Source organism: Bacteroides sp. OM05-12 (genome assembly GCF_003438995.1).
Classification (GTDB): Bacteria; Bacteroidota; Bacteroidia; order Bacteroidales; family Bacteroidaceae; genus Bacteroides.
In genome coordinates, this window is sequence record NZ_QSUN01000001.1 from 1 (window position 1) to 26129 (window position 26129).

33 protein-coding genes and 1 pseudogene are annotated in these 26129 nt (G+C 37.0%); 29 read left to right on the forward strand and 5 right to left on the reverse strand.

Annotated features, from left to right (window positions below; all coding sequences use genetic code 11):
• Positions 1-221 precede the first annotated feature (221 nt).
• A complete protein-coding gene (locus DXB63_RS00005; protein ID WP_122348108.1) occupies positions 222-2327 on the reverse strand; it encodes a VapE domain-containing protein in 2106 nt (701 codons plus the stop codon).
• Positions 2328-2494: 167 nt separating this feature from the next.
• Here DXB63_RS00005 and DXB63_RS00010 point away from each other — a divergent pair, with 167 nt between their 5' ends.
• From DXB63_RS00010 to DXB63_RS00090, 17 genes are all read left to right on the forward strand, one after another.
• Entirely contained in the window at positions 2495-2818 is a 324-nt protein-coding gene (locus DXB63_RS00010; RefSeq protein WP_122124325.1) for a hypothetical protein, read from the forward strand.
• A gap of 49 nt (positions 2819-2867) precedes the next feature.
• Positions 2868-3965, forward strand: coding sequence for a glycosyltransferase (locus DXB63_RS00015; RefSeq protein WP_122124671.1), 1098 nt, complete (start codon positions 2868-2870; stop codon positions 3963-3965).
• Positions 3966-3969: 4 nt separating this feature from the next.
• A complete protein-coding gene (locus tag DXB63_RS00020; protein ID WP_122124326.1) occupies positions 3970-4623 on the forward strand; it encodes a galactoside O-acetyltransferase in 654 nt (217 codons plus the stop codon).
• A gap of 4 nt (positions 4624-4627) precedes the next feature.
• Positions 4628-4855 carry an acyl carrier protein gene (locus tag DXB63_RS00025; RefSeq protein WP_122124327.1) on the forward strand — a complete coding sequence of 76 codons (228 nt, stop codon included), beginning with the start codon at positions 4628-4630 and terminating at the stop codon, positions 4853-4855.
• Positions 4855-5598, forward strand: a complete 744-nt coding sequence (locus tag DXB63_RS00030) for an SDR family NAD(P)-dependent oxidoreductase (RefSeq protein ID WP_122124328.1) — start codon at positions 4855-4857, stop codon at positions 5596-5598. Before DXB63_RS00025 ends, DXB63_RS00030 begins: the two co-directional genes overlap by 1 nt.
• A gap of 10 nt (positions 5599-5608) precedes the next feature.
• Complete coding sequence (locus DXB63_RS00035) at positions 5609-6610, forward strand: 3-oxoacyl-ACP synthase III family protein (RefSeq protein ID WP_122124329.1); 1002 nt, start codon at positions 5609-5611, stop codon at positions 6608-6610.
• A 72-nt stretch (positions 6611-6682) separates the two neighbouring features.
• Positions 6683-7906 carry a glycosyltransferase family 4 protein gene (locus tag DXB63_RS00040; protein ID WP_122124330.1) on the forward strand — a complete coding sequence of 408 codons (1224 nt, stop codon included), beginning with the start codon at positions 6683-6685 and terminating at the stop codon, positions 7904-7906.
• A 44-nt stretch (positions 7907-7950) separates the two neighbouring features.
• Positions 7951-9453, forward strand: a complete 1503-nt coding sequence (locus DXB63_RS00045; RefSeq protein ID WP_147332237.1) for a hypothetical protein — start codon at positions 7951-7953, stop codon at positions 9451-9453.
• Between the two features lie 96 nt (positions 9454-9549).
• Complete coding sequence (locus DXB63_RS00050; protein ID WP_122124332.1) at positions 9550-10563, forward strand: acyltransferase family protein; 1014 nt, start codon at positions 9550-9552, stop codon at positions 10561-10563.
• Between the two features lie 30 nt (positions 10564-10593).
• The gene (locus DXB63_RS00055; RefSeq protein WP_122124333.1) at positions 10594-10995 is read left to right on the forward strand and encodes a lipocalin-like domain-containing protein; all 402 of its coding nucleotides are present in this window, start codon (positions 10594-10596) and stop codon (positions 10993-10995) included.
• Between the two features lie 157 nt (positions 10996-11152).
• Positions 11153-12031, forward strand: a complete 879-nt coding sequence (locus tag DXB63_RS00060) for a UbiA prenyltransferase family protein (RefSeq protein WP_122124334.1) — start codon at positions 11153-11155, stop codon at positions 12029-12031.
• Positions 12032-12037: 6 nt separating this feature from the next.
• Positions 12038-12643, forward strand: a complete 606-nt coding sequence (locus DXB63_RS00065; RefSeq protein WP_122124335.1) for an HAD-IB family hydrolase — start codon at positions 12038-12040, stop codon at positions 12641-12643.
• Position 12644: 1 nt separating this feature from the next.
• Positions 12645-13001, forward strand: a complete 357-nt coding sequence (locus tag DXB63_RS00070; protein ID WP_122124672.1) for an SMR family transporter — start codon at positions 12645-12647, stop codon at positions 12999-13001.
• Positions 13002-13113: 112 nt separating this feature from the next.
• A complete protein-coding gene (locus DXB63_RS00075) occupies positions 13114-13629 on the forward strand; it encodes a helix-turn-helix transcriptional regulator (protein WP_122124336.1) in 516 nt (171 codons plus the stop codon).
• A gap of 144 nt (positions 13630-13773) precedes the next feature.
• The gene (locus DXB63_RS00080) at positions 13774-13941 is read left to right on the forward strand and encodes a hypothetical protein (protein ID WP_233522706.1); all 168 of its coding nucleotides are present in this window, start codon (positions 13774-13776) and stop codon (positions 13939-13941) included.
• A 2-nt stretch (positions 13942-13943) separates the two neighbouring features.
• Positions 13944-14474: a hypothetical protein gene (locus tag DXB63_RS00085; RefSeq protein ID WP_122124338.1), complete on the forward strand. Its 531-nt coding sequence runs from the start codon at positions 13944-13946 to the stop codon at positions 14472-14474.
• A 176-nt stretch (positions 14475-14650) separates the two neighbouring features.
• Positions 14651-15178 (forward strand): hypothetical protein, encoded by a 528-nt coding sequence (locus tag DXB63_RS00090; RefSeq protein WP_122124339.1) that lies wholly within the window; start codon positions 14651-14653, stop codon positions 15176-15178.
• Between the two features lie 255 nt (positions 15179-15433).
• Here DXB63_RS00090 and DXB63_RS00095 read toward each other — a convergent pair.
• A pseudogene (locus tag DXB63_RS00095) lies at positions 15434-15691 on the reverse strand (type II toxin-antitoxin system HicB family antitoxin); the annotation flags it as partial.
• Positions 15692-16045: 354 nt separating this feature from the next.
• Here DXB63_RS00095 and DXB63_RS00100 point away from each other — a divergent pair.
• From DXB63_RS00100 to DXB63_RS00150, 11 genes are all read left to right on the forward strand, one after another.
• Entirely contained in the window at positions 16046-16327 is a 282-nt protein-coding gene (locus DXB63_RS00100) for a hypothetical protein (RefSeq protein ID WP_122124340.1), read from the forward strand.
• A 12-nt stretch (positions 16328-16339) separates the two neighbouring features.
• A complete protein-coding gene (locus DXB63_RS00105; RefSeq protein WP_122124341.1) occupies positions 16340-16549 on the forward strand; it encodes a hypothetical protein in 210 nt (69 codons plus the stop codon).
• A 167-nt stretch (positions 16550-16716) separates the two neighbouring features.
• A complete protein-coding gene (locus DXB63_RS00110) occupies positions 16717-17268 on the forward strand; it encodes a LytTR family DNA-binding domain-containing protein (RefSeq protein ID WP_122124342.1) in 552 nt (183 codons plus the stop codon).
• Between the two features lie 95 nt (positions 17269-17363).
• Complete coding sequence (locus tag DXB63_RS00115; protein ID WP_122124343.1) at positions 17364-18254, forward strand: DUF2589 domain-containing protein; 891 nt, start codon at positions 17364-17366, stop codon at positions 18252-18254.
• Between the two features lie 10 nt (positions 18255-18264).
• Positions 18265-19047, forward strand: a complete 783-nt coding sequence (locus DXB63_RS00120; protein ID WP_122124344.1) for a hypothetical protein — start codon at positions 18265-18267, stop codon at positions 19045-19047.
• A 14-nt stretch (positions 19048-19061) separates the two neighbouring features.
• Positions 19062-19661, forward strand: a complete 600-nt coding sequence (locus tag DXB63_RS00125) for a DUF2589 domain-containing protein (RefSeq protein ID WP_122124345.1) — start codon at positions 19062-19064, stop codon at positions 19659-19661.
• A gap of 5 nt (positions 19662-19666) precedes the next feature.
• Entirely contained in the window at positions 19667-19891 is a 225-nt protein-coding gene (locus DXB63_RS00130) for a hypothetical protein (protein WP_122124346.1), read from the forward strand.
• 16 nt (positions 19892-19907) lie between these two features.
• Positions 19908-20321, forward strand: coding sequence for a hypothetical protein (locus tag DXB63_RS00135; RefSeq protein ID WP_122348106.1), 414 nt, complete (start codon positions 19908-19910; stop codon positions 20319-20321).
• A 10-nt stretch (positions 20322-20331) separates the two neighbouring features.
• The gene (locus tag DXB63_RS00140) at positions 20332-21120 is read left to right on the forward strand and encodes an N-acetylmuramidase family protein (protein WP_122124348.1); all 789 of its coding nucleotides are present in this window, start codon (positions 20332-20334) and stop codon (positions 21118-21120) included.
• 338 nt (positions 21121-21458) lie between these two features.
• On the forward strand, positions 21459-21794 hold the full coding sequence (locus DXB63_RS00145; RefSeq protein WP_122124349.1) for a helix-turn-helix domain-containing protein: 336 nt from the start codon (positions 21459-21461) through the stop codon (positions 21792-21794).
• Complete coding sequence (locus DXB63_RS00150; RefSeq protein ID WP_122124350.1) at positions 21787-22893, forward strand: type II toxin-antitoxin system HipA family toxin; 1107 nt, start codon at positions 21787-21789, stop codon at positions 22891-22893. Before DXB63_RS00145 ends, DXB63_RS00150 begins: the two co-directional genes overlap by 8 nt.
• Before the next feature lie 21 nt (positions 22894-22914).
• On the opposite strand, the gene DXB63_RS00155 is transcribed toward DXB63_RS00150, so the two are convergent.
• From DXB63_RS00155 to rsmI, 3 genes are all read right to left on the reverse strand, one after another.
• Complete coding sequence (locus tag DXB63_RS00155; protein WP_122124673.1) at positions 22915-23616, reverse strand: YjjG family noncanonical pyrimidine nucleotidase; 702 nt, start codon at positions 23614-23616, stop codon at positions 22915-22917.
• A gap of 77 nt (positions 23617-23693) precedes the next feature.
• Positions 23694-24554, reverse strand: a complete 861-nt coding sequence (locus DXB63_RS00160; protein ID WP_122124351.1) for a hypothetical protein — start codon at positions 24552-24554, stop codon at positions 23694-23696.
• 38 nt (positions 24555-24592) lie between these two features.
• Complete coding sequence (rsmI, locus tag DXB63_RS00165; protein WP_122124674.1) at positions 24593-25288, reverse strand: 16S rRNA (cytidine(1402)-2'-O)-methyltransferase; 696 nt, start codon at positions 25286-25288, stop codon at positions 24593-24595.
• A 231-nt stretch (positions 25289-25519) separates the two neighbouring features.
• On the opposite strand from rsmI, the gene DXB63_RS00175 reads away from it, so the two are divergent.
• Positions 25520-26110, forward strand: a complete 591-nt coding sequence (locus DXB63_RS00175) for a thymidine kinase (protein ID WP_122124353.1) — start codon at positions 25520-25522, stop codon at positions 26108-26110.
• Positions 26111-26129 lie beyond the last annotated feature (19 nt).

A 26129-nucleotide genomic window follows, 5' to 3' on the forward strand; every position in this document is an offset into this window, starting at 1 on the left:
CAACCTTATGTTTTTTAAAAACATCAAGGTCATTGCAAACAAACATCAAGGTGTTTTTTTAAAACATCGGGTGCGGCATTTGTGACACTTGTGACACCTACTTTCAAACATTATATATACATAGTAATAATATAAGTGATATATATACATATACTTATTATATATATACTATATAAAGTTAAGAAACAGGTGTCACAAGTGTCACAAATGCCGCACCGAAATTAATCGCCGAATGGAAGAGGCTTATTTTCAGGCGTTTGGGAAATACAGGTTACATCTCTCCGACCGGCTATTTCTTCCGGTGTCAGCTGAACGACCCGAAAACCGCGCCCGTTATGAACACGCATACGCGGAAATTCAAGCGTCTCCATCGCACGGAGCACACGGTTTTTCGAGAGGGGATACTTAATCATGGAGCCAATACACTCCATAATTTCGGCGGTAGAGATATATTTGCCCGCTTCACCAAGAACCGGCGGACGGAAACGGGAACAAATCAGTTCCTCTTCGATATTGGGTTCCTCAAACTCCCGGTTCTGAAGGTTTATCCGGAGGTTCTCCTCATTGGTGTACCAGTAGCAGAAGCCTTCACGGTAGAGGGAAAGGGCTTGGGAGTAAAGTCCCTCATGGAAAATAGGATTCTTATACGGATTGTCGATGCCCGTCACCCGGAAGACCCTCCAGCGACGGCTGCCGGTATCATCGGAAAGGAAATGGTAGTTGTTGCCCGTGGCGCAGAAAGAGGCGATATGGGGACGGAAATCCTTGTTGCGCATATAAGGGGCACGCTCGTTGGTGTTCTCCATGGTTATAATCGCTTTAAGTTGGTTCACCTCGGGAAGGCGCATATTATCGATTTCCTCAAAACAGATGACCAGCATCTCGGCAAGGGTCAGCCTGTCATCCTTGGTAAGTGTGCCGCCGTTGATTTTGGTATAAAAATAACGTTTCAACACGGGAGGAAGCAGTTTCTTAAAGAAAGTGGTCTTATAGATGCCCTGTTCGCCCACAAAGGTAAGGATAGTCTGGTTCACCGCATCCTCTTCATAGACGGAGGCGATTATACCGACAATCCATTTACGGAAAGCGATGCGGAATTCGGTGTCGTTCGTGGTGTGCACCGTAGACGCCACAAGGCCGATATAATCCGTCGTGCCGTCCCACGGGGGACAGGATTCAAGGTAAGACGTCAGGGGATTATAATCGGTGATAAATTCCGACCTCAGGATGCTCAGAAAAGTATTCTGGCTACTGTTTAAACCGGATTTACGGGCACGGAGCCAAAGGGTGTTCTCGTCATTGTCGGTCATATCCCTGAAATGCCCCTTACGGTCGGCCCAGCATATTTCCCTGCGTCCGAGAATGGTATTGTTACGGATGGAAGCCTGAGTCGGGATATACGCTTCCAAATCGTCGATGGAGGCATAGTCGAAACGTCCGGCTTTAACTTTGGGAAGCTGTTTCACACCATGTTCCCCGGTACGCAGGTACACGGAACGGACAATGCTCTCGAGGGCAGGACGCTCATAATCGGGAAATTCCCGTAAGGCCCATGAAAGTGCGTCTTCTTGCGGAACGCCATAATTGTTCATCAGATAAAGTGCGGAGGAAGCATAATCATTGTAATTGCCTTCGGTGTAGCTCTTTCCCGCCATTTGGAGAAGATTACGCACAGTGTCCGATGCTTTTTCCGCCGTGGTATGGTAGGTATTCTCCGGTTTCTTACCGGCCTTTCCGGAATCGGTTTGGGAGACCTCGATATGCATCGGCACGGCAGACGGATTATAATACGCATTGGGATCATGACAAAGATTGCTCGTACGGGTTACATTCTTGCAATGCTCGTCAAAAGGATGATGCAGCAGTTGTTCGTAATACGCCTTGCCTTGGCGATAAACATAAGGATGAAATTTCATGTCCGTAATGTCGGTCAGGTAGAAAATCCGCACACCGTGTCCGGAGTACGTGATATGCGCCAACAACACATGCGGGTCACGACACAAAAGCGTCATCAGCTGTTCGGGCACACCGGCTTCGAGCCCGTCGATATCGCCCATGCCGATACCTGTATAGCTACGGACATGCTGAAGGCTCCGACCGCCTTGGCAGATGACGGAAGGGGTGATAAATTCGGCATGGTCTTTATAGACCTTTGCCTGCCGTTTTTGACCGTTGCCGTCGTAATAACGGAATTTCTCGGTAGACTCACGATAACGGTCGGAGGTGATCAGTTGAAAGATTTCGGCAAACGTCATAATGACCGGATCGGTTTCCTGCCGACCACGATGAAAGCTCGCCTGTAACGAACTTGGTTCTTCTTGTTCCATTCGTTGGAATTGTGTTTTAAGATAATTTTTAGAAGACGGAGGTAATTCCGTCAGCACTCTGAATTTTTCAGAACGGGGGCAAAAGTAGGGGAATCGGGAAAGATAGAAACGGCTTTCATAGAAGCCACAAGCACAGCATAATTATAATACATTAACAACTAAGCGACATGCAACAACAAGGGAGGTTTAACCCTTACCATTTAATATACGACAAGCTGGGAGAAGAAATAGAATCGTACCGAAGGTCGGAACATATCAGTATCCGGACTCTGGCATACGACGCACGAATGAATCACCACACCTACAACGGTTTGCGCACAGGCACGGACTTTAAGCTGAATTACTACCTGAGGCTGGTCTATGCATTTTCCGTCAACAGTGAGAAAGAACACTTCCTCGCTTTCCTGAAACGATTAATGAGAATTGCGATACAGGAGATCTGCGGCATACTGAAAACGGAGATGGAGTGGTGGATGAGGGAAGAATTGTAAGGTAATCAAATAAACAGATATGCGTATACTTGAAAAACAGTATCAAGACATGAAAAAGCCTAAAGCTGTTGTTTTCTATCAGTATTTACCTCCTTGGAGAATAGATATTTTCAACGAAATGGGTAAATACTACGATATGATAATTGTTTTTACAAATGCTGATTGTGAAGGGTTTATCTATAACCGACAGGAATTACTGGATAAACTGCAAAACATTAATACCATTTTTCTAAACAATGGTTTTAAGATAGGCAACAGACCTGTAAGATCAGGTATATTAAAACTCTTAAAGCTACATAAGCCGGATGTCGTTTTCTCCCACGAATACTCTCCGACCAGTATACAGATTGCCTTGTACAGACAATTAAAACTTTGTAAATACAGATACTATCTGACAACATCCGATAATTTAAAGATGGCAGAAGATTCATCAGGTTTCAAAGCTAAAGCCAGAAACTATGTTCTGAACCACGCCGACGGAATTATCGTATACAGTGAGGCTGTAAAGAAATGGTATACCGATCATTTCCCTAAATTGAAAATCGATATTTGCCCGAACATACAGAATCCATCCACCTTATTATCATATAGAGAAAAATTCGGGGATATTATTACAAAATATAAGCAGCAATTCGGTCTTTATTCCGGGAATATTATACTATATACCGGCAGATTAGTCACAGTAAAAGGCTTGGACTTATTGCTAACCGCATTTTCAAAAATAGACAGAGAAGATTATAAATTGGTAATAGTAGGAGATGGCTATGAGAAAAATATATTAAAAGAGCTGACAAGAAAATTGAAGATCGAACAAAAAGTTATTTTCGCCGGATATTATTCCGGTGTTGAATTATACGCTTGGTACGACTTAGCCAATTTCTTTATTCTTCCCAGCCGATATGAACCATTCGGAGCCGTAGTCAACGAAGCATTGGTATACGGATGTCCGGTTATTGCCAGCAAATACATAGGAGCATTAGACTTTATAAATAACTCCAACGGTAAGATCTTCGATCCGCTTAATGAAAAAGAATTTATCGAGACATTACATGATGCAATGAACAAATATGCCGGAGCAATTGAAAAAAGGACAAATCTGATGCCTTGCTCTTTTGATAAATATGTAAAAAGTTTCTATTCAATTTAAAATTATGAATTTTACAAAACTAAAAACGAGAATATCACTAAACTTGTTTTTTTCTTCCCTCAACGGATTCTATAGATACTATTTTGAGACAAGAAGAAGAAAATTCGGTTACATAGATAAAACAGCCTATGTAAGATTTCCCATCAGAACTAAAGAGCCTGAAAACATATATTTATATGAAAATTGTCACATTATGGGAGGAGCTCTTATCTCTGCAGCTAAAGCAAAATTTATTATGAAAAAGAATTCCGGCGCTGCAGAAGGACTGACCGTAATTACAACTACGCATCCTGCTTTTATCGGAGAATGGTTTATGGAAAAAGGAAATAACAATGAATATGCAGAAGCCAAAGATATCATTGTTGAAGAAGATGTTTGGATAGCAACTAATGTAACCCTATTAATGGGAGCACATATAGGACGAGGTGCCATTATTGGGGCAGGAGCAGTTATAAGAAAAAAAATCCCTCCATACGCTATAGTTGTAGGGAATCCAGCTAAAATAGTTGGTTTCAAATTTACTCCCACAGAAATTATAGAACATGAAGAAAGACTATATCCTTTAGATAAACGATTAACAATTAATGTATTAGAAAATAATTATAACAAACATTTTATTAGTCGTATTCAAGAAATAAAAGAATATTTAAAACAATAAATTTATGGAATTACAAGAATTCATTAACAATTTTGCAAATCAGTTTGACGACACCGACATATCTGAATTTCAATCAGATACAGTATTTCAAGATTTAGAAGAATGGAGTTCTATGACAGTCCTTGCTATCATAGCATTGATTAAGACAACCTACAATAAAACAATTACAGGGAAAGAAATTCGTTCATGCGAAACAATTAAAGATTTATTTAATTTAGTCACATCAAAGTAATGGAAAACCCGTTCAACTTATTGGGAAAGCAAATCCTAATAACAGGTGCTTCATCAGGGATAGGACGTGCTATTGCCGTAGCTTGTTCAAAAATGGGAGCTATCCTTTACTTGACAGGAAGGGATAAGTCACGGTTAAATGAAACCTTTTCCATGCTGAATGGAAAAGGACATTCCGTTATTACGGCAGATTTAACCAAAGAGGAAGATATAAATCACTTAATATCCAAACTTCCCAAATTAGATGGAGTTGTACAAAATGCGGGAGTTGGCAGTCGCATTTTATGTAAGTCAATTACCCAAAAAGACTTAGACAATGTATTACGCCCTAATCTGGAAGGTCCAATATTATTGCAGACATCATTACTTGCCCAAAAGAAATTAAATAAGTCTGCTTCAATCGTATTTATAGCCTCCCGGGCAGCTAATACTCCATCTATAGGAAATGCGATTTACAGTGCATCTAAAGGTGCTATAATTTCCTATTCAAGAGTTTTAGCACTAGAACTTGCCACTAGAAAAATCCGAGTTAACTGCATATGCCCATCCATGGTATGGACAAATCTGATATTACAAGATGGAGTTACGAAAGAAGAAATGGAAGAAGCACAATTAAAATACCCGTTAAAGCGATACGGGAAACCCGAAGACGTTGCTTATTTAACTATTTATCTATTATCCGATACTTCAACATGGATGACGGGAAGTTGTATCGACTTAACAGGAGGGGCAATTGAACTTTAAAATAGAAACAATGGAAGCTTATATAAAACATATATCTTACTATCTACCCAAAAAAATAGTTACCAATGACGAATTGGTAAAAACATTTCCGGAATGGAACACCGAAAAGGTAACTGACAAAGTAGGAATTAATGAACGGCATATCTCCGCAATCGATGAAACAGCCGGAGATATGGCTTTAAAAGCTGCACAGAAATTAATTGATGAATATCAAATATCTCCATCTGAAATCGATTTCATTTTATTATGTACACAAAGTCCAGATTACTTTTTACCAACTACCGCATGTATTTTACAACATAAATTAGGAATACCAACATCAGCAGGTGCTTTAGATTATAATTTGGGTTGTTCAGGCTATATTTACGGATTGGGTTTGGCGAAAGGATTAATAGCTGGGGGTATTGCAAAAAATATTCTATTAATTACCTCCGAAACATATAGTAAATATATCCACACATTAGATAAAGGAAACCGTTCTTTATTTGGTGATGGAGCTGCAGCAACCTTAATCTCTACAGTCGGTTTCGCCAATATTGGTTGTTTTACATTAGGAACAGATGGTAGCGGTGCAAACAATCTAATAGTAAAGACTGGAGCATCCAAACATAGATTTTTACAGAATGACTTAAAGAAAGATGAGGGAGGAAACTTCCAATCATCAGACTATCTATATATGAATGGTTCAGAAATCTTCAATTTTACTTTGGAAGCAGTTCCTCCCCTAATAGAAGAAGTTTTGAAGAACAATCAGATAGATAAAAATTCTATTGACTTATTTGTATTTCATCAAGCTAATAAATTTATGCTTAATACAATCCGGAAAGTTTGCACAATCCCCAAAGATAAATTTTATATCAATTTAGAACATACAGGTAATACGGTTTCATCAACCTTACCCATTGCTCTAAAAGATTTAATAGACACCAAAATGTTTAAAGAAAAAATGAACATTTTAATAGCCGGATTTGGCGTAGGATATTCCTGGGGAGGAACCCTTTTAAAACTCTAAAGACACTAATTTCTATAAAAAACATCATAATATATTTTTCACCTCAGAACTACACATTTTTAATCAACTTAAATGCATTCTATCTTAATCAATGCCTATGCCTGTTCCCCCGGAATGGGTAGCGAACCAGGTATGGCCTGGAATTGGTGTGTAAACCTCGCCAAATATTGTGAACTTCATATCATAACGGAAGGAGAGTTCCGTAAAAAAATAGAAGCGGAACTGCCTACGCTTCCACAAGGAAAAAACATGCACTTCTACTATAATCCCGTTTCGGAAGAGATTAGACGAATGTGTTGGAATCAGGGAGACTGGCGATTCTATTTCCATTATAATAAATGGCAGCAAAAGACACTGGCTATAGCCAAACAAATAATAAAAGAACAAAATATTGATATTGTACATCAACTCAATATGATTGGTTTTAGGGAACCGGGCTATTTATGGAAATTAGACAAACCTTTTATTTGGGGACCGACCAATGCTAAAGAAGCATTTCCCACAGCATATTTGGATGATGCGAACTGGAGAAAATCTCTTTTTATAAAGACTAAGAATTTTATCAATAAAACTCAGTTACAATTCGCAACCAGGGTACATAAAGCAGTACAGAAGGCATCTTTCGTTATAGCTGCATCCACAGATTCCGCTAATGCTCTTAAGAAATACTTCCAATGTAATCCAATTTTAATTAATGAATCGGGATGTAATGTTACAAACAATAATCCTGTTCATAATTTTGAAGGAAAACAAACTCTTGAGTTACTTTGGGTAGGCAGGTTCATATTCACAAAGCAACTAAAATTAGCATTGAAGTCATTAGCAGCCTGTGAGAATAAAAATATTAAGTTGCATATTGTTGGAGGATCCATAGAAGAAGAAGCTCCATTCAAAAAACTATCTGAAAAATTAATGATCAAAGAGCAATGTATTTGGCATGAAAAAATATCTCATGATAAAGTACAGGCACTCATGCAACAATGTGATCTTTTCTTTTTTACAAGTATCGCTGAAGGAACACCGCACGTTATACTTGAGGCATTTAACAACTCTCTGCCTGTGTTATGTTTCAATACGTGTGGTCAGGGTGATTGCGTAAATGACAAAGTCGGTTTGAAAATTGAATTATCTAATCCTCAACAATCAATAAAGGATTTTACAGAAAAAATAGAATTTCTATATAACAATCGAAAAGAGTTGAAACGAATGTCGGCAAATTGCAAAGAACGTCAAATGGAATTATCATGGGACAATAAAATAAAACAAATGATAGAACTCTATACGAAAATAAAATGAACAGAATAAAATTGAATGAATTTAATATACTAAAACCAATTATCATGGATAAAACAAAAGACATGTCTACGAACCTGACAAAACGAACAATCTGTTGGTTACTTATCTCCTCCATCTTTCTATTACTATTTTCCAGTTATGCTTCACCTCTAAACAATTATTATTGGGGGGATGCGGCAATATTTCGAACATTAGGATTGGGTTGGCTTAATGGAAAGGTTATCTTCAAAGATTTATTTGACCAAAAGGGTCCCTATCTATATCTTTTTCAGATGATAGGATTAGCAATATCTAAAGGCAAAATTGGAATTTTCTTATTAGAAATCCTTAATCTATCCATTTCATTGGAGCTTCTATACAGAATAGGAAGATATATAATACCATCATCAAAAAAGATATTCATATCTATCTTGATTTTTCTTATCTTTTATACAGCAACAATAGGAGAAGGCAATATGTGTGAAGAGTGGAGTTTGATATTTACACTTCTACCTTTATATTTATGTATCAAATATTTAAAAGGGAGTAACTTATATCACCCTTTGCTCTATACCCTGATATATGGATGTTGTTTTGGGGTATTATCTCTTCTAAGAATAAACAATGCATGTATAAATATAGGAATATTATTGGGGCTATCTTTCCTCTATATCAAAAACAATGAAATAAAAAGATTAATTCCCAATATATTAATTTTCATCTTAGGGATGCTGATTTCCATTACTCCCATGATTTTATACTTTTATTATAATAATGCTTTGGATGATATGATTTATTCTACTTTCTTGTATAACCTAAAATACAAAGAAGTATGGGGAGAAGTCAATTTATCTCTAATTGTTTCCAATTGTTTAAAATTATTTCCTTGTCTTATTTGTATATTTTTCAGTTATCGGTATGATAAAAAATACAAAACAAAGTTTTCATATATAATACTTCCCTCCTCATTTATTACGCTTCTAACATTTTATAATTGCTGGGGATATAATCATTATTTTACAATTGTATTGCCTTTCATTTACATTACAACCGTAATGAGTTGTTCTTTACAACAAAAGAAATGGACTTATATCATTCTATTATTACTATTTCTTCCATATAGCGTAAATAGCATTAGATGTCTTGGGAAAAATATAAATTTAAACATAGTGTACCGAAATGATTATTTATATAAAAAGGTTGGTTATATAAACGGGCTACCAGTCCGAAATCTGAATGATGAAGTTAATAAAATAATGGATTATATTCCGGTAAACGAGAGAGACAGTATATATTGTTACAACTTATTCCCTTATAACGGTATCTTGTCAATAGCTAACATTACTCCCATTGGAAAATATTTTTGGCTTCAAGATAATATATCGAAAGTTGATATTAAAGTCAAGCAGGAAATTCATGATTATTTAATTAAAAACAAACCTTTATGGATTATCTACGATTACTATTCCAAAGAGTCCGTACTAAACCAAGTTTTAGTTGATTACAACATTGTATATACAACTGACAATAAGAATATGAGAATAAATCTCTGTCGTAGAAAAAACTAAAAACGTATCATAAACTTTTATTACCTCATGCTATAATAGAAAAACAATAAAAGAATTATCTCAAAATTACGAAACGAAAAAACATGAAATAATAAAATGAACAGAATAGAATTTATAGATATAATAAAGGGGCTTGCTATTTTATTAGTAGTAATAGGACATTTTATAGGAGATAGTATTGAAGGAGATGGGAATACATTGCGTTCTTTTAATTTTATATATACATTTCACATGCCGTTATTTATGTTTGCAGGTGGATATATAGCTCAATTACAATATAAAAATATATCAATAAGTAATATTGGGAAATATATCTTGAATAAGACGCGGGGACTATTGATACCTTATATAATGTGGGCATCTGTATTTTCTGCATATTTCGCAGGTACATTAGATTGGAGTACGATTCCACATCGAATGTTAACTACCTTTACAGAATATAGAGGATTGTGGTTTTTAATCACTTTTTTTGCTCTTTCTGTTGCAGGTAGTATAGGTGCCGTACTTTTGAATACTATAAATGCTAAAAAGAAATTATTGATAGATTCTTTAATAACTATTATTTTATTGGCCGTCTTTTTATTTTTAAATAAAAGTTTTCATTATGAACTGTGGAGACAGTCTATTGCTTATTTCCCATTTTTCTTTATAGGAGTCTGGCTGAAACGATATCAATTCTTGGAAACTTTGGCTGAATCAGATTGGTTTTATTGGATTTCCTTTTTCCTCTTTTTCTTCTTCTCGTCCATGTTCATAGAAGGGATAGCCGATATAAGAAATAATCTGTATCGATTATTAGGAGGACTGTTTTCTATTTTTGTATTTACATATTTAGCGAAAAAATGTATCTTATATAATATCGTTCGAAAACTCTTGTTAAAGCTAGGTACTTATTCTTTAGCTATTTATTGTGTTCACTGGGCTTTTTTAAGAATGTTTGTTCATAAAGGGTTCTTAGGCAATATGTTCACAGAATGGTGGTTACTTCTTATTGCAATTCCAATTTCTTTATTAATAAGTTTTCTTTGTATTTGGTTTGCAAAATTAATAGCAACAGTCCCTGTGCTGGACTTCTTTATATTTGGCAAAAAAATGCAAAAGTTCAATTAAGATAGAACTGTATAAAGAAACAATCAACATATGAAAAAGATATTCTTCATCCTATTTATTACGGCTCTTATTTCCTGTGGTAAAATGCCGATAAACGGAAATTTGGACGGCCGATGGCAACTTATGACGATAGATTGCCATGAAAACGGAGAACAAACTTATCCTGAATACACTTATTATGATGTATCCCTTCACCTGATGGAACTTAAACGGAAAACGGCAAATAATGAAACATCATTATTTTTCGGATTAAAGGCCCGTTTCCAACATATTGATGACTCACTTCATATCCAAATGATCAGATGTACTAAGAAAAGCGTAATTCCTTTCGGTATGAATGATACCATTCAACATTTTGCAGTGGAAACATTGACAAAGAAAAAAATGATATTGAATTCAGGGTACGCCAGATTAAGTTTTCGAAAATTCTAATAAATAAATGCTACACTATTCAAAGCATTTTGTTGATTACTATTATAATAAATAAAGAAAATATCAATAAAAGTTTGAATAACGATAACCTGACGAAAAAGTATGATAATATATGGATCGTATCGGGAAATTCGGTTGAAATTAAATATAATAACAGATGAAAAATATAATCCTCCTTCTTCGTCCACATCAATGGCTGAAGAACCTCTTCATCTTCCTGCCCTTGTTTTTCGACAGGCATTTGGGAGAGATAAGCTATATACTCCCTGCGATAGTGGCTTTCTTCGCCTACAGCTTTGCAGCAAGTTCCATTTATTGTTTCAACGATATATATGACGCGGAAGCGGATAGGCTCCACCCCAAGAAATGTAAACGGCCGATTGCTTCGGGAGCGATCTCCAAAGGTATGGGATACGTAATCATGGTCGTCATGTTATTGTTTTCTTTGGCTACCGCATTTATCTTTTTACATGAAACAAAATGGCAGGTGATTGGGATCATAGCCTTTTATTATCTAATGAATATTGCTTACTGCATCAAACTAAAGCAAATAGCATTGGTAGACGTATTCGTCATTGCGATAGGTTTTGTCTTACGAATCTTAGTAGGAGGTTTTGCCACGGGAATATGGATTTCACACTGGATTGTTCTTATGACCTTCCTGCTCGCACTTTTCCTTGCCTTTGCCAAGCGGAGGGATGATGTGGTGATTTACTCCGAAACAGGAGTGAAGGCCCGTAAAAACATCAACCGCTATAATCTGGAATTCATGAATCAGGCGATCGCTATTGTGGCATCCATTACCATGGTATGCTATATTATGTACACGGTTTCCGATGATGTTATAACCCGGATGAAAACCCCTTATCTTTATGCAACGTCCATTTGGGTATTGGCAGGCATTATACGGTATTTGCAATTGACCATTGTAGATGTGAAAAGCGGAAGTCCGACTAAAGTGCTGATGAAAGACAGGTTTGTACAGGCTTGCATTCTGGGATGGATCTTATTTTTCTTTATCATAATCTATGTATAGCATATCATGGAAAAACGAACCATTGCCGCGTTTGATTTTGACGGAACGATAACCACCAAGGATACCTTATTGGAATTTATAAAGTTTGCCAAAGGTACGGTTTCTTTCTATTCGGGTTTTCTTTTGCATGCCCCTGTATTAATCGCTTTCAAATTAAAACTATATCCCAATTGGAAAGCCAAACAAAGGATTTTCAGTTATTTCTTCAAGGGAATGAGGTATACGGAGTTCTGTAAGAAAGGGGAGGAATTTGCCGGGATAATAGAAAAAATGATTCATCCGTCGAGATTAAATGATATACGGAGACATCAGGAAGATGGAAATACGGTCTATGTTATCAGTGCCAGTATCGATGAATGGGTGGCTCCATGGTGTAAAGAGGCGGGAATCGACCATGTATTGGGAACTAAAATAGAGGTGGACGGAAACGGCATTCTAACAGGGCGTTTCTTATCACCCAATTGTTACGGACAGGAAAAGGTAAACCGTTTATTGGAGAAAGAACCGGACAGGGATTCATATATATTATATGCTTATGGTGACAGTCGGGGAGACAGGGAATTATTGGCATTTGCCGATAAAGGAATATGGTGTAATAAAAATGCCGAATAGAATGATATATGTATTAGCCTTAATCAGTATAATACTGGGAGCCATTGCCCAATACCTCTTAAAAGTGGGGATGAACGCAATACCATTGGACAGCGGAAAGGGAATTGCATTCATACTAAAGGAAGCCGTCACAAATATCCCATTGCTTGGCGGACTGACCTGTTACGGTTTGAGCATGATATTTTGGCTCTATGTACTTTCTCAAATGGAATTAAGCAAGGCTTATCCGATGGTAAGTTTAGGGTATGTCTTCGCTATGCTGCTGGGATATTTCCTGTTGGACGAATCTCTAAATGTATATAAGATTGCAGGTATTATTTTGATTATATCAGGAGTAGTATTTATTACCAAGGGGTGAAAATTCTATTATAATAACAGATTAGCAGAGTGCTTACAATTATTAAACCGATAACTAAATTGGGTTATATCCTAAGTATTCCCCATATTTGTACTTAGCAAAAGAAACCAATATGTACGAACAGTATTTTTCGATTGTTACAATCCCTACCGGAGATATTTTAAAAAGAATTTTATCTAAAGAAAATATTTCGCAAAGGCAACTTGCCATGAAGGCAAACGAGTTGCCCCAACAAATTAATGATCTTATTGCCGGAAGAAGGAAATTCACTCCTGAACAATTGATTAAGATAGAAAAGGCTTTAGGTATTGAGATACCGGGCTTCTTTTACAAAATACAGGCCAATCATACTATTTATCTGATTCAGCGTAAAGAACAGTTGAAACATAAACCGGATTTGTCTTTCTTTAGAAGGGCTATCTTTTGGGATATCGATTTGGAACAACTGGACTGGATAGAAAATAAAGAGTGGATTATTCAGAGGGTGTTTGAATATGGAAATGAAAAGGAGATAGAAACAATTCTTCAATTTTATGGTAAAGAGACTGTCTCTTCGTTACTCGCCAAAGTGAAAACAAAATGGAATGCGACCAAGCGTATAGGTAATATTTCCAGACATTTACAATAATGGGAGCACTTTATTATTTCCGATGACAATAGGAACAAAGGCTAATAAATTTTAAAACACAGCAAAATAGAAGATACTTCTAAAAGATTCATTATCTTTGCATGAAAATTAGAGTAATATAGAATGGGAAATTTGAAGAAAAATATGAAAAAAGGCAAGACTTTGATCAATGCAACCGTTGATATAAGTAAGATAGCAGGTTCTTTTTCCAAAGAGGAAGAAGAAAAGCTTTTGTCCGGTTCAGGCTTCGTAAAAGTACCATCAGAAGAGTTAAAGCGGCTTCGTGTAGATATTTACCCGTCTTTAATGTAAACGTGGAAGTATTCCATTATCCATATAGATTTATACAACGATTTGACGAAGACTCTCTAAAAAACTGTTTCCTTAAATATAAGTTACTTTATACTTTCAAATCCACAAAATCTCATCAATGGTATTGGGTTTGGGTAGAGGTGTATGAGCATGACTTCTATGCAATAAAATTTCATTTGAAAGCGCATCGCCATAGTCCTGACAAATATAACTTAATGACCGGATTGAATGAAGCAAGACCTGTAATCAATACTTGTATCGCCATTATGCAAGAAATTAGTTATATTAATCCACATTCGTCTTTCGGATTTATTGGAGCAAATATGCAGGATGAGTCGGATATCAATACTAAAAGATTCAGAGTATATCGACGTTTCATGGCAACTTATTTCACAGAACAGATTTTCGGACACTATTTTAATATTCATAAAAGTACTTATTTACTTATTCGCAAAAGTGAATTAGAAATATATCCTGAACTATTAACAGAACTAGATACAAAATTTAAGATATTGTATTCTTATTTTGATTGATATTTTTTTTGCTCTTGACACAAAGGGTTAGCATCCAAAAATTATCTTTCTGTAATAGAAATAAAGTTCCGTATAACCTGTTTGAAAAATGGTACAAGGATACTCGTCACAGGTTAGTTCCTGTCCAAGTGGACGGTCGTCCTTCTCTGGAGCCTTGATTTGATCCCTATTCGGATATGACAACAGAAGAAAAGTCCAAACTGATAATAGAGCTGATGAGTTCCCAAAAATCCGATCGGGAACGCATTGATTCTTTAATGGATAAATTGGACAGGATGACAGAGAGCCAACTTGCCGCCAATGAAGCGTCCACGCTTCTGCACGGGCAGTTATCGGAATTGATGCATCTTTTGAAAGACAAGGAAGATGCTTATCGCCTCCTGCAAAGTGAAAAAGAGGCTTTGGCCGAGCAATTGAAAGTCAACCGAAAGACGCTGTACGGTTCAAAAAGTCAAAAGGGTATATCCAAGAAAAAGGATAATAAACGATCCAAGGAGGAAGACAAGGATCATTTTGACGGCAGCCCGGAATCTATCTCACAGGATGATGAACAATCCGGGGAAAACTGTCCGCAAGCACAATCCCCGTCATCCCCTGCAAAGGAGATCCGTATGTATCGCCAAGGTGTTGAATATCGCACCATGAAAGCCGGGAAGTCTGTTTCACACCGCTCGGATATGGGTAAATTACCCAAAGAGGCGTAATCATTGTTCTTCGGTAGCAACAGGATGGCGAATGTATCGGCAGCTTACCATCATATCAACCTGCAAGATACATGGCATCTCGGCATTGGAATTTTTCAAAAGCTTCTTTCACGAAATCATGCTTGGCCGCAGAGATTATGAACTTATTGCCAATGACGATAGGTATTAAACCTAATAAAATTTAAAATTAATCCTGATTTTGACATCTTTTATAGTGGAACCCTCTTTTGAGGGCTTTCATTATCGGATATGTCATTTTTGGACGCTAACTTTAGTAAAGATACTACTATAATAATTTATAAAAGTAGCAGCATCAATCTTAAATTTCAATTCAAAGTCTCCGGACAATACTTCACAAGGATTGGAATTATCTTCCAAGTACAATTCAATGGCTTCTTTCATATTATCCTCAATCTCTTTCATGTCATTGCCCACAGTGATGACCAGAGCGCCTTCTACATAAGCACTCAAATTCTTTCCTGCATGTTCTACAATCACTTCTACTACTTTCATATTCCTCCTATTAAAAAAATGAGAACAAGAGGGACTATTTCAGTCCTGCTTGCCTCAAAATGCTGTAATTGTAGTAATAATATGAATATTATCAAAGGAATTATTCATTATTTTACTATAAACCAAAAATAGCGGTAATTATTAAAAGCGATTTGATAAGTGAAAAACTATGACCAACTTTATAATTACCCGTATAATTTAATCACCCACAAGGAACTTCCCCACACTCAGAAATCTTATTTTACTTTCCACTACCTCATTTCATATATTTGTAACTGTAAGCTTACAGAGATATAAATTTTAGGCGAGTTCCGAAAAGCCTTAGAAAGAGTAGGAAAGAAAAATCAAACGAATATGGGTTATTATGTAATTAAAGAATTGACAGGGAATAGAGTTGTCATGGTAGATGAAAATAACATTCCAAACCGCAATCAGTTGACTGCCCAGAATATCAACAATCTCCCTAACGCTATGACTACAGAAGAATGTGCTGTGATTGATGCACGTCATAATACTTGGAATAACGATAATTTGCAAAACTTCTTAGTAGGGTATTTTATTTTGCAAAACGATGCAAACAATGCATACAATTCTCAATTGGCGGGTGAAGGGCACAATGTAACGATACTGTACTAAAAACATTAAATTATGAAATGTGTTTTATATGATTCAGAAGGACGTGACCGTTGTTCCGGAATAGGAACATGGGCTAATAACAATGTTATAATAGACATCGATATTTTTAATTCACCGGAAGATTTAGATATGATAACAAATATCAAAATTGACGATGTGGATTGGGAAGTTATTGGGTATCTAGGAAATGTCGGAGGTAAATTTCAATTTAAAGTGCAATAAAAAATAAATATTGCGATTTATAAAAGGTTGTAGCTAAAATTGGCTACAACCTTTTTTAGCAATTTGACGAACAAAAAGCAATCATTCACAAATATAATTTCATTATTTCAATATAAGGTGTTTTCTTTCAGAATTGTAATCAAATTTTAAACACAAATCAAAGAGCCATGAACAAATACCTAAGTATTGAGATTGCAGATAAATCGTTAGTGATTGATTTATCTACCAGCCCTGTTCCATCATTAGTAATCAACCTTATCTCGGAAGACGAATACAATAAAAAATCACAAAATAAACAAGTTGATTTTACTATGACACCTAAGAGGTCTCTTTATGCCATTACCTCGTTCTCCTTTTTTATTAAGGAGAAAGGTATGTTTAAGAGAATGGATAATAGAGATATTTTCTATTTAAAGGCGGCAGGAAGTTATTGTGAACTGCATACAAATTATGGAATAAAGGTATTGGCATGTTCTTTGTCTCATGTATACGAGCAACTTAATCAAAATGTATTTTTACGGATACACCGTTCTTATGCCATCAACACGAATTATATAACCCGATTCTGCGGTAATTTATGTTACATTAAAAATATCAACAAGGATTCTGCCATACCTATCAGCAGCCAATATCACGATGTATTTTTAAATATACTGAACGTACTGATCTTAAATCAGAAACAAACTCAAGAGAACGAAAATGAATATGAGCAATATTGAAAATATTATTTGCTTCTATTGTCATGTAAGATATACATTTGTGATGTAAGCTTACAGAAAGTTTAAACAGTAATATTCATTTAAAAAATCAGATTATGGCATTAGATTCAAGTGCATCACAGACTGCAACCAACGCATTACAAGCAATTCCGTTTGGTACGATTATCGGCGGTCCTTTGAAAGCCTGTATCGAAGCGCAGGCTTTGGCGGCTCAAACGACTTGGGAGTTTATTCAGAATGTGGGTTTAAACATTGACCCGGAAACAAAAGAGAAGAAAGCCGTAAACGTTACTTTTCAATTTATTCAGAATGGTGAAATGGTTCAATTAAACGTTCCGTTACTGACCATCGTACCGATTCCCTACATTGCCATTAACACGGTAGATATCAGTTTTAAAGCTAATATTACGGCCTCGGCATCCTCGAAAGATGAGAGCGAAGAACACTCTTCTTCGGATAAAAAAGCCTCTTTCTCTGCCGGATATAAAGGGTGGGGAGCGCATGTTAATTCAAACATGAATGCAAGTGTGTCCAGCAAAAAAGACTCCAAATCGACACAAGACTCCAAGTATAGCGTAGAATATACGATGGATGTCAATGTCAAGGCCGGACAAGACAGTATGCCTGCAGGTATGTCGAAAATTCTGGAAATTCTAGGCAACAGCCTGCAAGTAACAAAACCAACAGGAGAAATCGAAGTAAATGCTCACCGGCTGTTATTGGATAATGGCAAAGCTATTTTGACCGTGACATACAAAAATCAGGAAGGCTTATTTGACTCCGACAAAGTGACAATCAATGAAGCTATCGATAAAACAAGAACCGTGGAAGGTAACAAAGTATTTTATACATTGGAAAAAGCCGACAACTATACGGTAAAGGTGAAAGACAACGACAAGCTACAGACGATAGTAACGGTTATGGCCAGTGAAACAGCACCAAAAGAAGTAACTGCACCACAGCAGGTTAAACCCAAAATCAATTAATTAATAAATTATGGCTCAATTAAGTTCTGTAATCAGTTCAATTCTACGAGATTATATCACGGCACAACATGAGGCAAATTGTTATGTACAAGCCTTAGCTCACGATTATGCCAAAGATGGAAAACTGAAGAATTTCCGGCTACCCCAAGCTATGATAGACGGACTGGAACTGGATTTAAAATATGTGGTACAAAATACAGGAGTAATAAAAGAAAATCTGTTAATCGACTACAAGGAACTTTATCGCTTCCTTGAGGAGATATTAACACCACAAATTGCCAAAGTGGCAATAACGACTGTAGTGCTTGCCATGAATAATGCCGATGAGGTCACCGGGAATGAGTTTCAAAACATCCTGAATAAAGGAGAAAAATCAAGAACTGAATTCGGAGCTTTTTTGGGCCGTAAGATTAATGAAGAGTTAAAGGCAAAAGCCGACAGTCTGACGACGGAAACCGGCAAAATTATTACGGATAAAATAATGGATGCAACAATAAAAACAGTGTTCAAAGAATTCCTTCAACATCCGGACTTAGGAGGGGCGATGAATGGTGATGCCGGTGAAATACTAAAAGAGAAAATACGAATAAAATTGCAGAACAGTCTTTCAGGATTGATAGCAAGATTAACAAATAAGTTCTCTGCCTTACGTAAAGAACTACAAACAACGGTAGATATCACTTTGATTGCCGATGAAATGAAAGAATACCCATCTGAAATGATTCAAAACTTACATTTCAAAATAGGGAACAACAGTATGGACATACCGGTTGCCGACGAAGTGCCGGAATAAATTACAAATAAATTATGAAAACAAATAGAAACATCCGGACAACCAACTCACAAGTGATGGATCTGAAACAGTTGATTGCAGGGCCACTAATAGCAACAATCGATGCTGACAGTTTGTCTACACGACGTTATTTGGATTGCCTGTTCGAAATTGCTTTTGAGCACTATGACAAAAGTACAGGAAAAACAGGATCATTGCGCACATTGAGCTTTACTTTTGTAGCCGGCAGCAATGGAAATAAGAAAAAACAAAAGGTTACCATTCCTATATTGACACTTGTTCCACTACCATTATTACAGGTGAAAGAAGCCGACTTTGATTTTGATATTAAGATTTTGGATGCACAGCAACAATCAACAGAGGAGGCGTTTTCATTAAAAGAGGGAAAACTAATTCCCGCACAGGAAGAAGCCGGACTGACAATGCGTGCTTCCCTTGCTCCAAAACAAGACAGCAGCAGCGCCCAGCAAGGATTAAGCGCCAACATGAAGATTAAAATCAAAATGCAACAGGCGGATATGCCAGGCGGACTATCCAACTTACTTCATCTCACGGCTAATAATGTTATTATGGACGATGAGGAAAATGATAAAAAAGAACTTCCAAAAGATTGATCGTTATGAATACAGAATTACAGCAAAAAACAGGATTAAACTGTCCGGTGTGCGGAGCTTTTATTCCGGCTACCATCACTCAACTTATAACAGTAAGCAGCCTTTCATGTTCTCACTGCGGACTTAGATTAGATATTGACAGAGAGGCTTCACGCAAGGCAATAGACGCTTTAACAAAAGTAAGAAAGGCACAAGATATAGTTCAAAAGAGCAGCAAATTTAATTATTAACCAATAAAAAATTAATATGAGATCATTAGTAATCCAAACAGTAATATTCTTATCATTGCTTATGCTTCCGGTAGGAATGAATGGGCAAAACTCAGAAAAGGTAACTTCTACCGATAAAGTAAGAATTGCACTAAATACTTTTCTTGAAAATCATAATATCGACCAAAACGACAGTATTGTATCATTAAAAGGAGATGAAAGTGATGCAATATGCTTATTAGAGGAAATGGGATATGATGGTCCTATAAAAGAAAAAGGAACAACTGTATATGCACTTGCCGACGGTATATCAACCGTTGAGTTTTCCTATTGTGACGAAGACGGTATAGTCGCAAAAATTACGATCAACATATCTAATATCGATACCAAAACAAATCAACTTCAAGAAATGAAACGAATCATGATTCATTTCTACACTTATAATCATTAAAGAATAAAATATGTCGATAATTAAATTAAAAGATTCCGGAATCCGGATAAAAGAGTTACATCTACTCCTAACAACTTGCGGATACAGCGTGTCACAATCTGATGTTTTTGATATCAATACGGAAAAAGCAGTACGAGCTTTTCAAGCAGTAGAACACTTGGCAGTAGATGGTTTAGTTGGTAATAAGACATTGGAGGCATTGCGCAAAAAAGCAACTGTAGACTCGTGTATTACAGAAAATGACTTTCAGGAAACTGCAAATATTTTAAATATAGAAGTAGCTGCAATAAAAGCCATCCAGAAAGTAGAGACAGGAGGTCGAGGGGGCTTTATACTACCCGGCAAGCCTGCAATTCTATTCGAAGGGCATATATTCTGGCAACACCTTAAAAATCCGGAAAAATATTGTGCGGGTAACGAAGACATCTTATACAAAAAATGGACTAAAGAATATTATAAAGGTGGTTTAGCAGAATATGAACGATTGGAAAGAGCATGCCGAATAGACGAGAAGGCTGCTTTGATGTCAGCTTCGTATGGTATGTTTCAAATAATGGGATTCAATTATTCTGCATGTGGCTTCAAGGATGTATTTTCTTTCGTAGAAACGATGAAGCAAAATGAAGGAACACAGCTTAAAGCTTTCGTCTCATTCATTAAAAACAACAATAAAATGCATACGGCTTTACAAAACCAAGAATGGGCAGATTTCGCAAGACTCTATAATGGCCCCGGATATGCAAAAAATAAGTATGACAAATTATTGCAGGATAGCTATATGGAATTCAAAAATGAATAAAAGGAAGAATCCGAAAATCCTCAAAAAGAGTAGGAAATGACTTAAAGCTCTTATCGATTCATTGAGAAAATGATCAGTTTTTTGTTTGCAATAACAAATTAAATATTAAAGAGAATGTTTCCCCGTATATAGCAAACATTCTCTTTAGTATTTAAACAATTACATCCGACTAATCAGCTTCACCGCCTCTTCCCAATCACCAATCATAAAAGTAGGCGGGAAGGGTAAGTATTCTCGGTGCGAAGAAATCCTATAAAACTATTATTATCCTTTTCCTGATTTGATAATTGAGAAACTTTGATTAACTTTGCAAGTACTCGTATAATAACAATAATTATATGGAAAATGAAATAAATGATAATATATTATCACTTATAAACAAAACTCCTGATTCATTGATGACAGGGGTTGCCGAACGTGTCAAGCAGAGACGATTAGAAAAAGACTGGACGCAAAAAATGCTTGCCACAAAAGCCGGAATCTCTTTGGCTTCTTACAGGCGTTTCGAGTCTTCGGGAGAGATATCTCTGCGTTCATTGGTAATGCTCGCCTTTGCATTGGATATGACCGATGAATTCGAGACCCTTTTCAACAGAAAGACATACCAAAGCATTGATGATATAATTAAAGCAAACCAACTGAAACGGAAAAAACGAGGCAATAAAAATGAATAATATTTCAACGATAGAGATTTTCATGTCGGATAAGCGCATCGGACGAATGGCTATTACCCCTGACGAAGTGTGCGGATTCGAATACGATTCAGATTGGATAAAAACCGGATTTTCAATCTCTCCGTTCTATATGCCGTTAAAATCGGGATTAATAATGGCTAAACGAGATCCGTTTTGGGGAAACTTCGGAGTATTTGACGACAGCCTGCCCGATGGCTGGGGGAATCTTTTGCTGGATCGATATTTGCAAGAGAAAGGAATAGACCCCTATAAACTATCTATCTTAGAACGGCTATCGCTTATCGGTTCTACAGGACGAGGTGCTTTGGAATATCGTCCGGACAAAAGTATTATTACCAATGATGAATTTATAGAGTTTGACCGTTTGGCAAAAGAGGCGGAAAAGATACTGGAAAGCAAAGAAAGCGAAGGTTCGGTAGATTTGCTGTACAAATACGGAGGTTCATCGGGTGGAGCCCGACCTAAGGTATTTGCCAGAATAGATGGGAGAGAATGGCTGGTAAAATTTAAGGCGACGAACGATCCGGTCAATGTGGGTGAGATTGAATACAACTATTCACTACTTGCCAAGGAGTGCGGAATACGAATGGCAGAAACCCGTCTGTTCAATGACCGTTATTTTGGAGTAGAACGGTTCGACAGAACTCCACATGGTAAAATTCATACCATAAGTGCTGCAGGGTTACTACATGCAAATTATCGAATTCCTAGTCTCGATTACTCTATTCTACTGAAATTGACGCTGAATCTTACCAAAGATATGGAACAGGTCATAAGTATGTTTCGCCTTATGATATTTAACATTCTTATTTCAAACCGGGATGATCATGCAAAAAACTTCTCTTTCCAATGGATAAATGGAACATGGAAACTGTCTCCTGCTTATGACCTTCTGCCAAGCAGCGGCTTTAATGGTTATCATACCACTACTATAAATGGTAAAGGTGAACCAGAACTTTCTGATATCATAACTGTGGCTTCGGAAGTCGGCATACAAAGACAAAACGCAATACAAATAGTGCAAGAAGTCTCGAATAAGTGTATCGAACGAAAATGCTTAAATTACAAGCTTAAATAGGATATATTAACAACAATAAAATTATATCTGACTAATCAGCCTCACCGCCTCTTCCCAATCACCAATCATAAAAGTAGGCCGGAAGGGTAAATCTTTTCGTTGCGAAGGATTATAAAACATCTGATGCATCCCTACTCCTGCTGCTCCTTCAATATCCGCCTCCCAGCTATCTCCTATCATCAAAGAATCTCGTAACTCCGATTGTGTGGCCGAGAGTGCAAAATGGAAGATTTCCGGATAGGGCTTGTGAACGTGGATGTCTTCCGAAAGAATTATTTTGTCAAAGTACTCATAAATACCTGCGGAACGCATCTTACGGGATTGCAGTTCACGAAAACCGTTGGAAAGAATAAAGAGGCGATAACGGGATGAAAGATAGTCTAATGCTTCACGGGCATGAGGCATCAGCTTACTTTTGGTAGGTATAATCGAAAAAAAATCATCCGAATAACATTTGAACAGTGCCTCGTCACGAACACCGACAGTCAGCAAAGGATAAGAAAAACGCTGTTCATTCAATTCATCTTTGGTGATCTCTCCCTTACCGTATTCTATCCATAACTCCGTATTTCTCCTTTTATACAATCCATAGAATTGTTCAAAAGAATCGAAATAACGCTGAAAATGATAGGATTCATAGAGTTCCCGAAAAGTATCTTCCGCATTCTCCGAAAAAGCCCAAAGGGTATCATCTAAATCTATAAACAGGTTTTTATACATCATCATACAAGAATAAAAAATGTGCCGGTACACTAACTTGAATAGTAGTATATCGGCACACTAATCTATATCATCATTATTTACTTCACTTGGATAACCAAATATCTGGATACGCTCCAGAACTCTTTCGGGTTGGTGATTTTCAATGTCAACTGACCTTTATCGTCTTTCTCCAAAACATAAGAATCAGCCGGATGGGTAGTCAATAAGTCTGCACGCTTAGAGTATAACTTGATATCTTTCATCTTACGGATATCTACTTCCGTAAAGTAATCTTTATTGAAATCAGCGTTTTTCAACACATCACCGCTTTGAAGAATCTTCTGCGCTTTCAATTCGGATTTTGTTCCGAACACAAACCATGCTGTATTGATGGCTTTATCTTGCTCTGCCACTGTCTTAGCTTTTGCTTCGTTCTCGGCAGTCAAAGCCTCTACATTTGAGTTCAAGCTGTTAACGGCATCATCCAACTCCTGAATACGAACATTCTTTGCCTCCAATTCCGCACGCAGGGTTTCAATCTGCTGAGTTTTGGTTGCCAATTCCGCATTCAAAGCTTCAATAGCTTTCTTTAATTGAGCAGAATTAGTATTGCTATTCTTCAATTGCTTTTGAAGTTTAGCAAGTTGAGCTCTATTCTCTTCCATCGTTTTTGTGATGAATTGAATATCTGCTGTAATCTTTTCCTTTACAGATGTTGAGTTTTCATCTGTATTACGTTGCAGGTCTACACGGTTTTCCGCAGCATTAATCTGACGAAATCCTTCCTGAATATCATTAAATGTCCCCATGATTTCGTCCAGTTCAGCATTACGCTGATCAAGAGCGACAGTAAGAGAATCGTTTTCCGCTTTCAGTTTATCCTTTTCAGCGCCACCGAAATTACACGAAGCAAATATTGTCATTGCTGCGCATAAAGATAAGAATACTAACTTTTTCATACATTTACGTTTTAATGTGAATTTATTTTTTCATTTGCTCATTCAGCATCTTCTACTTTCTTTCCATCCTTGCCCGCTACTACAATCACAATTTCACCTCTCGGTTCTGTCGCCGTAAAATGTTCTATCAGCCGGGCAAGTGTACCCCGTACCGACTCTTCATGAATCTTTGATATCTCACGTGCAACGGACGCGTTCCTTTCCGCACCGAAATACTCGGCAAACTGTATCAATGTTTTCAGCAACCGATAAGGCGATTCATAAAAAACCATTGTCCGGGATTCGTCCTGTAATGCTTTCAGACGGGTCATTCTCCCTTTTCTCTGAGGCAAAAAGCCTTCGAAACAAAATTTTTCGTTAGGCAATCCCGAAGCAACCAAAGCCGGAACAAAAGCCGTAGCACCGGGAAGGCACTGCACCTCAATTCCATTACGCACACATTCTCGGACTACCAAAAAACCGGGGTCAGAGATACCGGGTGTACCGGCGTCTGATATCAAGGCTATCGTTTCGCCACCCTTTATTCTATTAACAACACTTTCCACCATCTGATGTTCATTGAACTTATGATGGGATTGCATTGGCTTCTTGATTTCAAAATGTTTGAGGAGTATCCCTGAAGTTCGGGTATCTTCGGCAAGTATCAAATCGGCTTCCTTCAAAATGCGAATTGCCCTGAAGGTCATATCTTCCAGATTTCCAACCGGAGTCGGTACTACATACAATCGTCCCATAGCCATTTGATTTCAATTCATAACTCTTTACCATGAACTATGACGCAAATGTAGAAATAAATAATATTCAATTCTTAAAACGAACCGTTAATTTAACAGTTCTTGCATATTATCATGGGAAATTAAACGTCTATCACTTAAAAATAATTCAGAAAATAATACTCCTTTATTTCATAGTTATATTACTTTTGCAAAAAAGAAATCATAACAAAAGCCTATAAACATACTATAATGGTAGTTTTTTCAGAAGATCATGTACAGGAAACCCGGAGAAGAGGAAGAATCGAGGTGGTATGCGGTTCGATGTTTTCCGGCAAAACAGAAGAATTAATCCGGAGATTAAAAAGAGCAAAGTTTGCCAAACAACGGGTAGAGATATTCAAGCCGGCAATGGACGTGCGCTATTCGGAAGAAAACGTCGTATCACATGACAGTAATTCGATAGCGTCCACACCGATAGATTCATCGGCGAGCATCTTGTTATTTACTTCAGAAATAGATGTAGTAGGTATTGATGAAGCGCAATTTTTCGACGAAGGTCTGGTAAATGTATGTAATCAATTGGCGAATAATGGCATACGGGTTATCATTGCCGGATTGGATATGGATTATAAAGGTGTCCCTTTCGGACCGATTCCGGCTCTATGCGCGATTGCAGATGAAGTAACAAAGGTACATGCTATTTGCGTTAAATGCGGACAGTTGGCGTATGTATCACATCGTATTGTTAAAAACGACAAACGAGTGTTGCTTGGCGAAAAAGATGAATACGAACCTCTTTGCAGGGAGTGTTACAATAAGGCATTGAACAATGACGAATAAAATAAGGACCTAATAATTA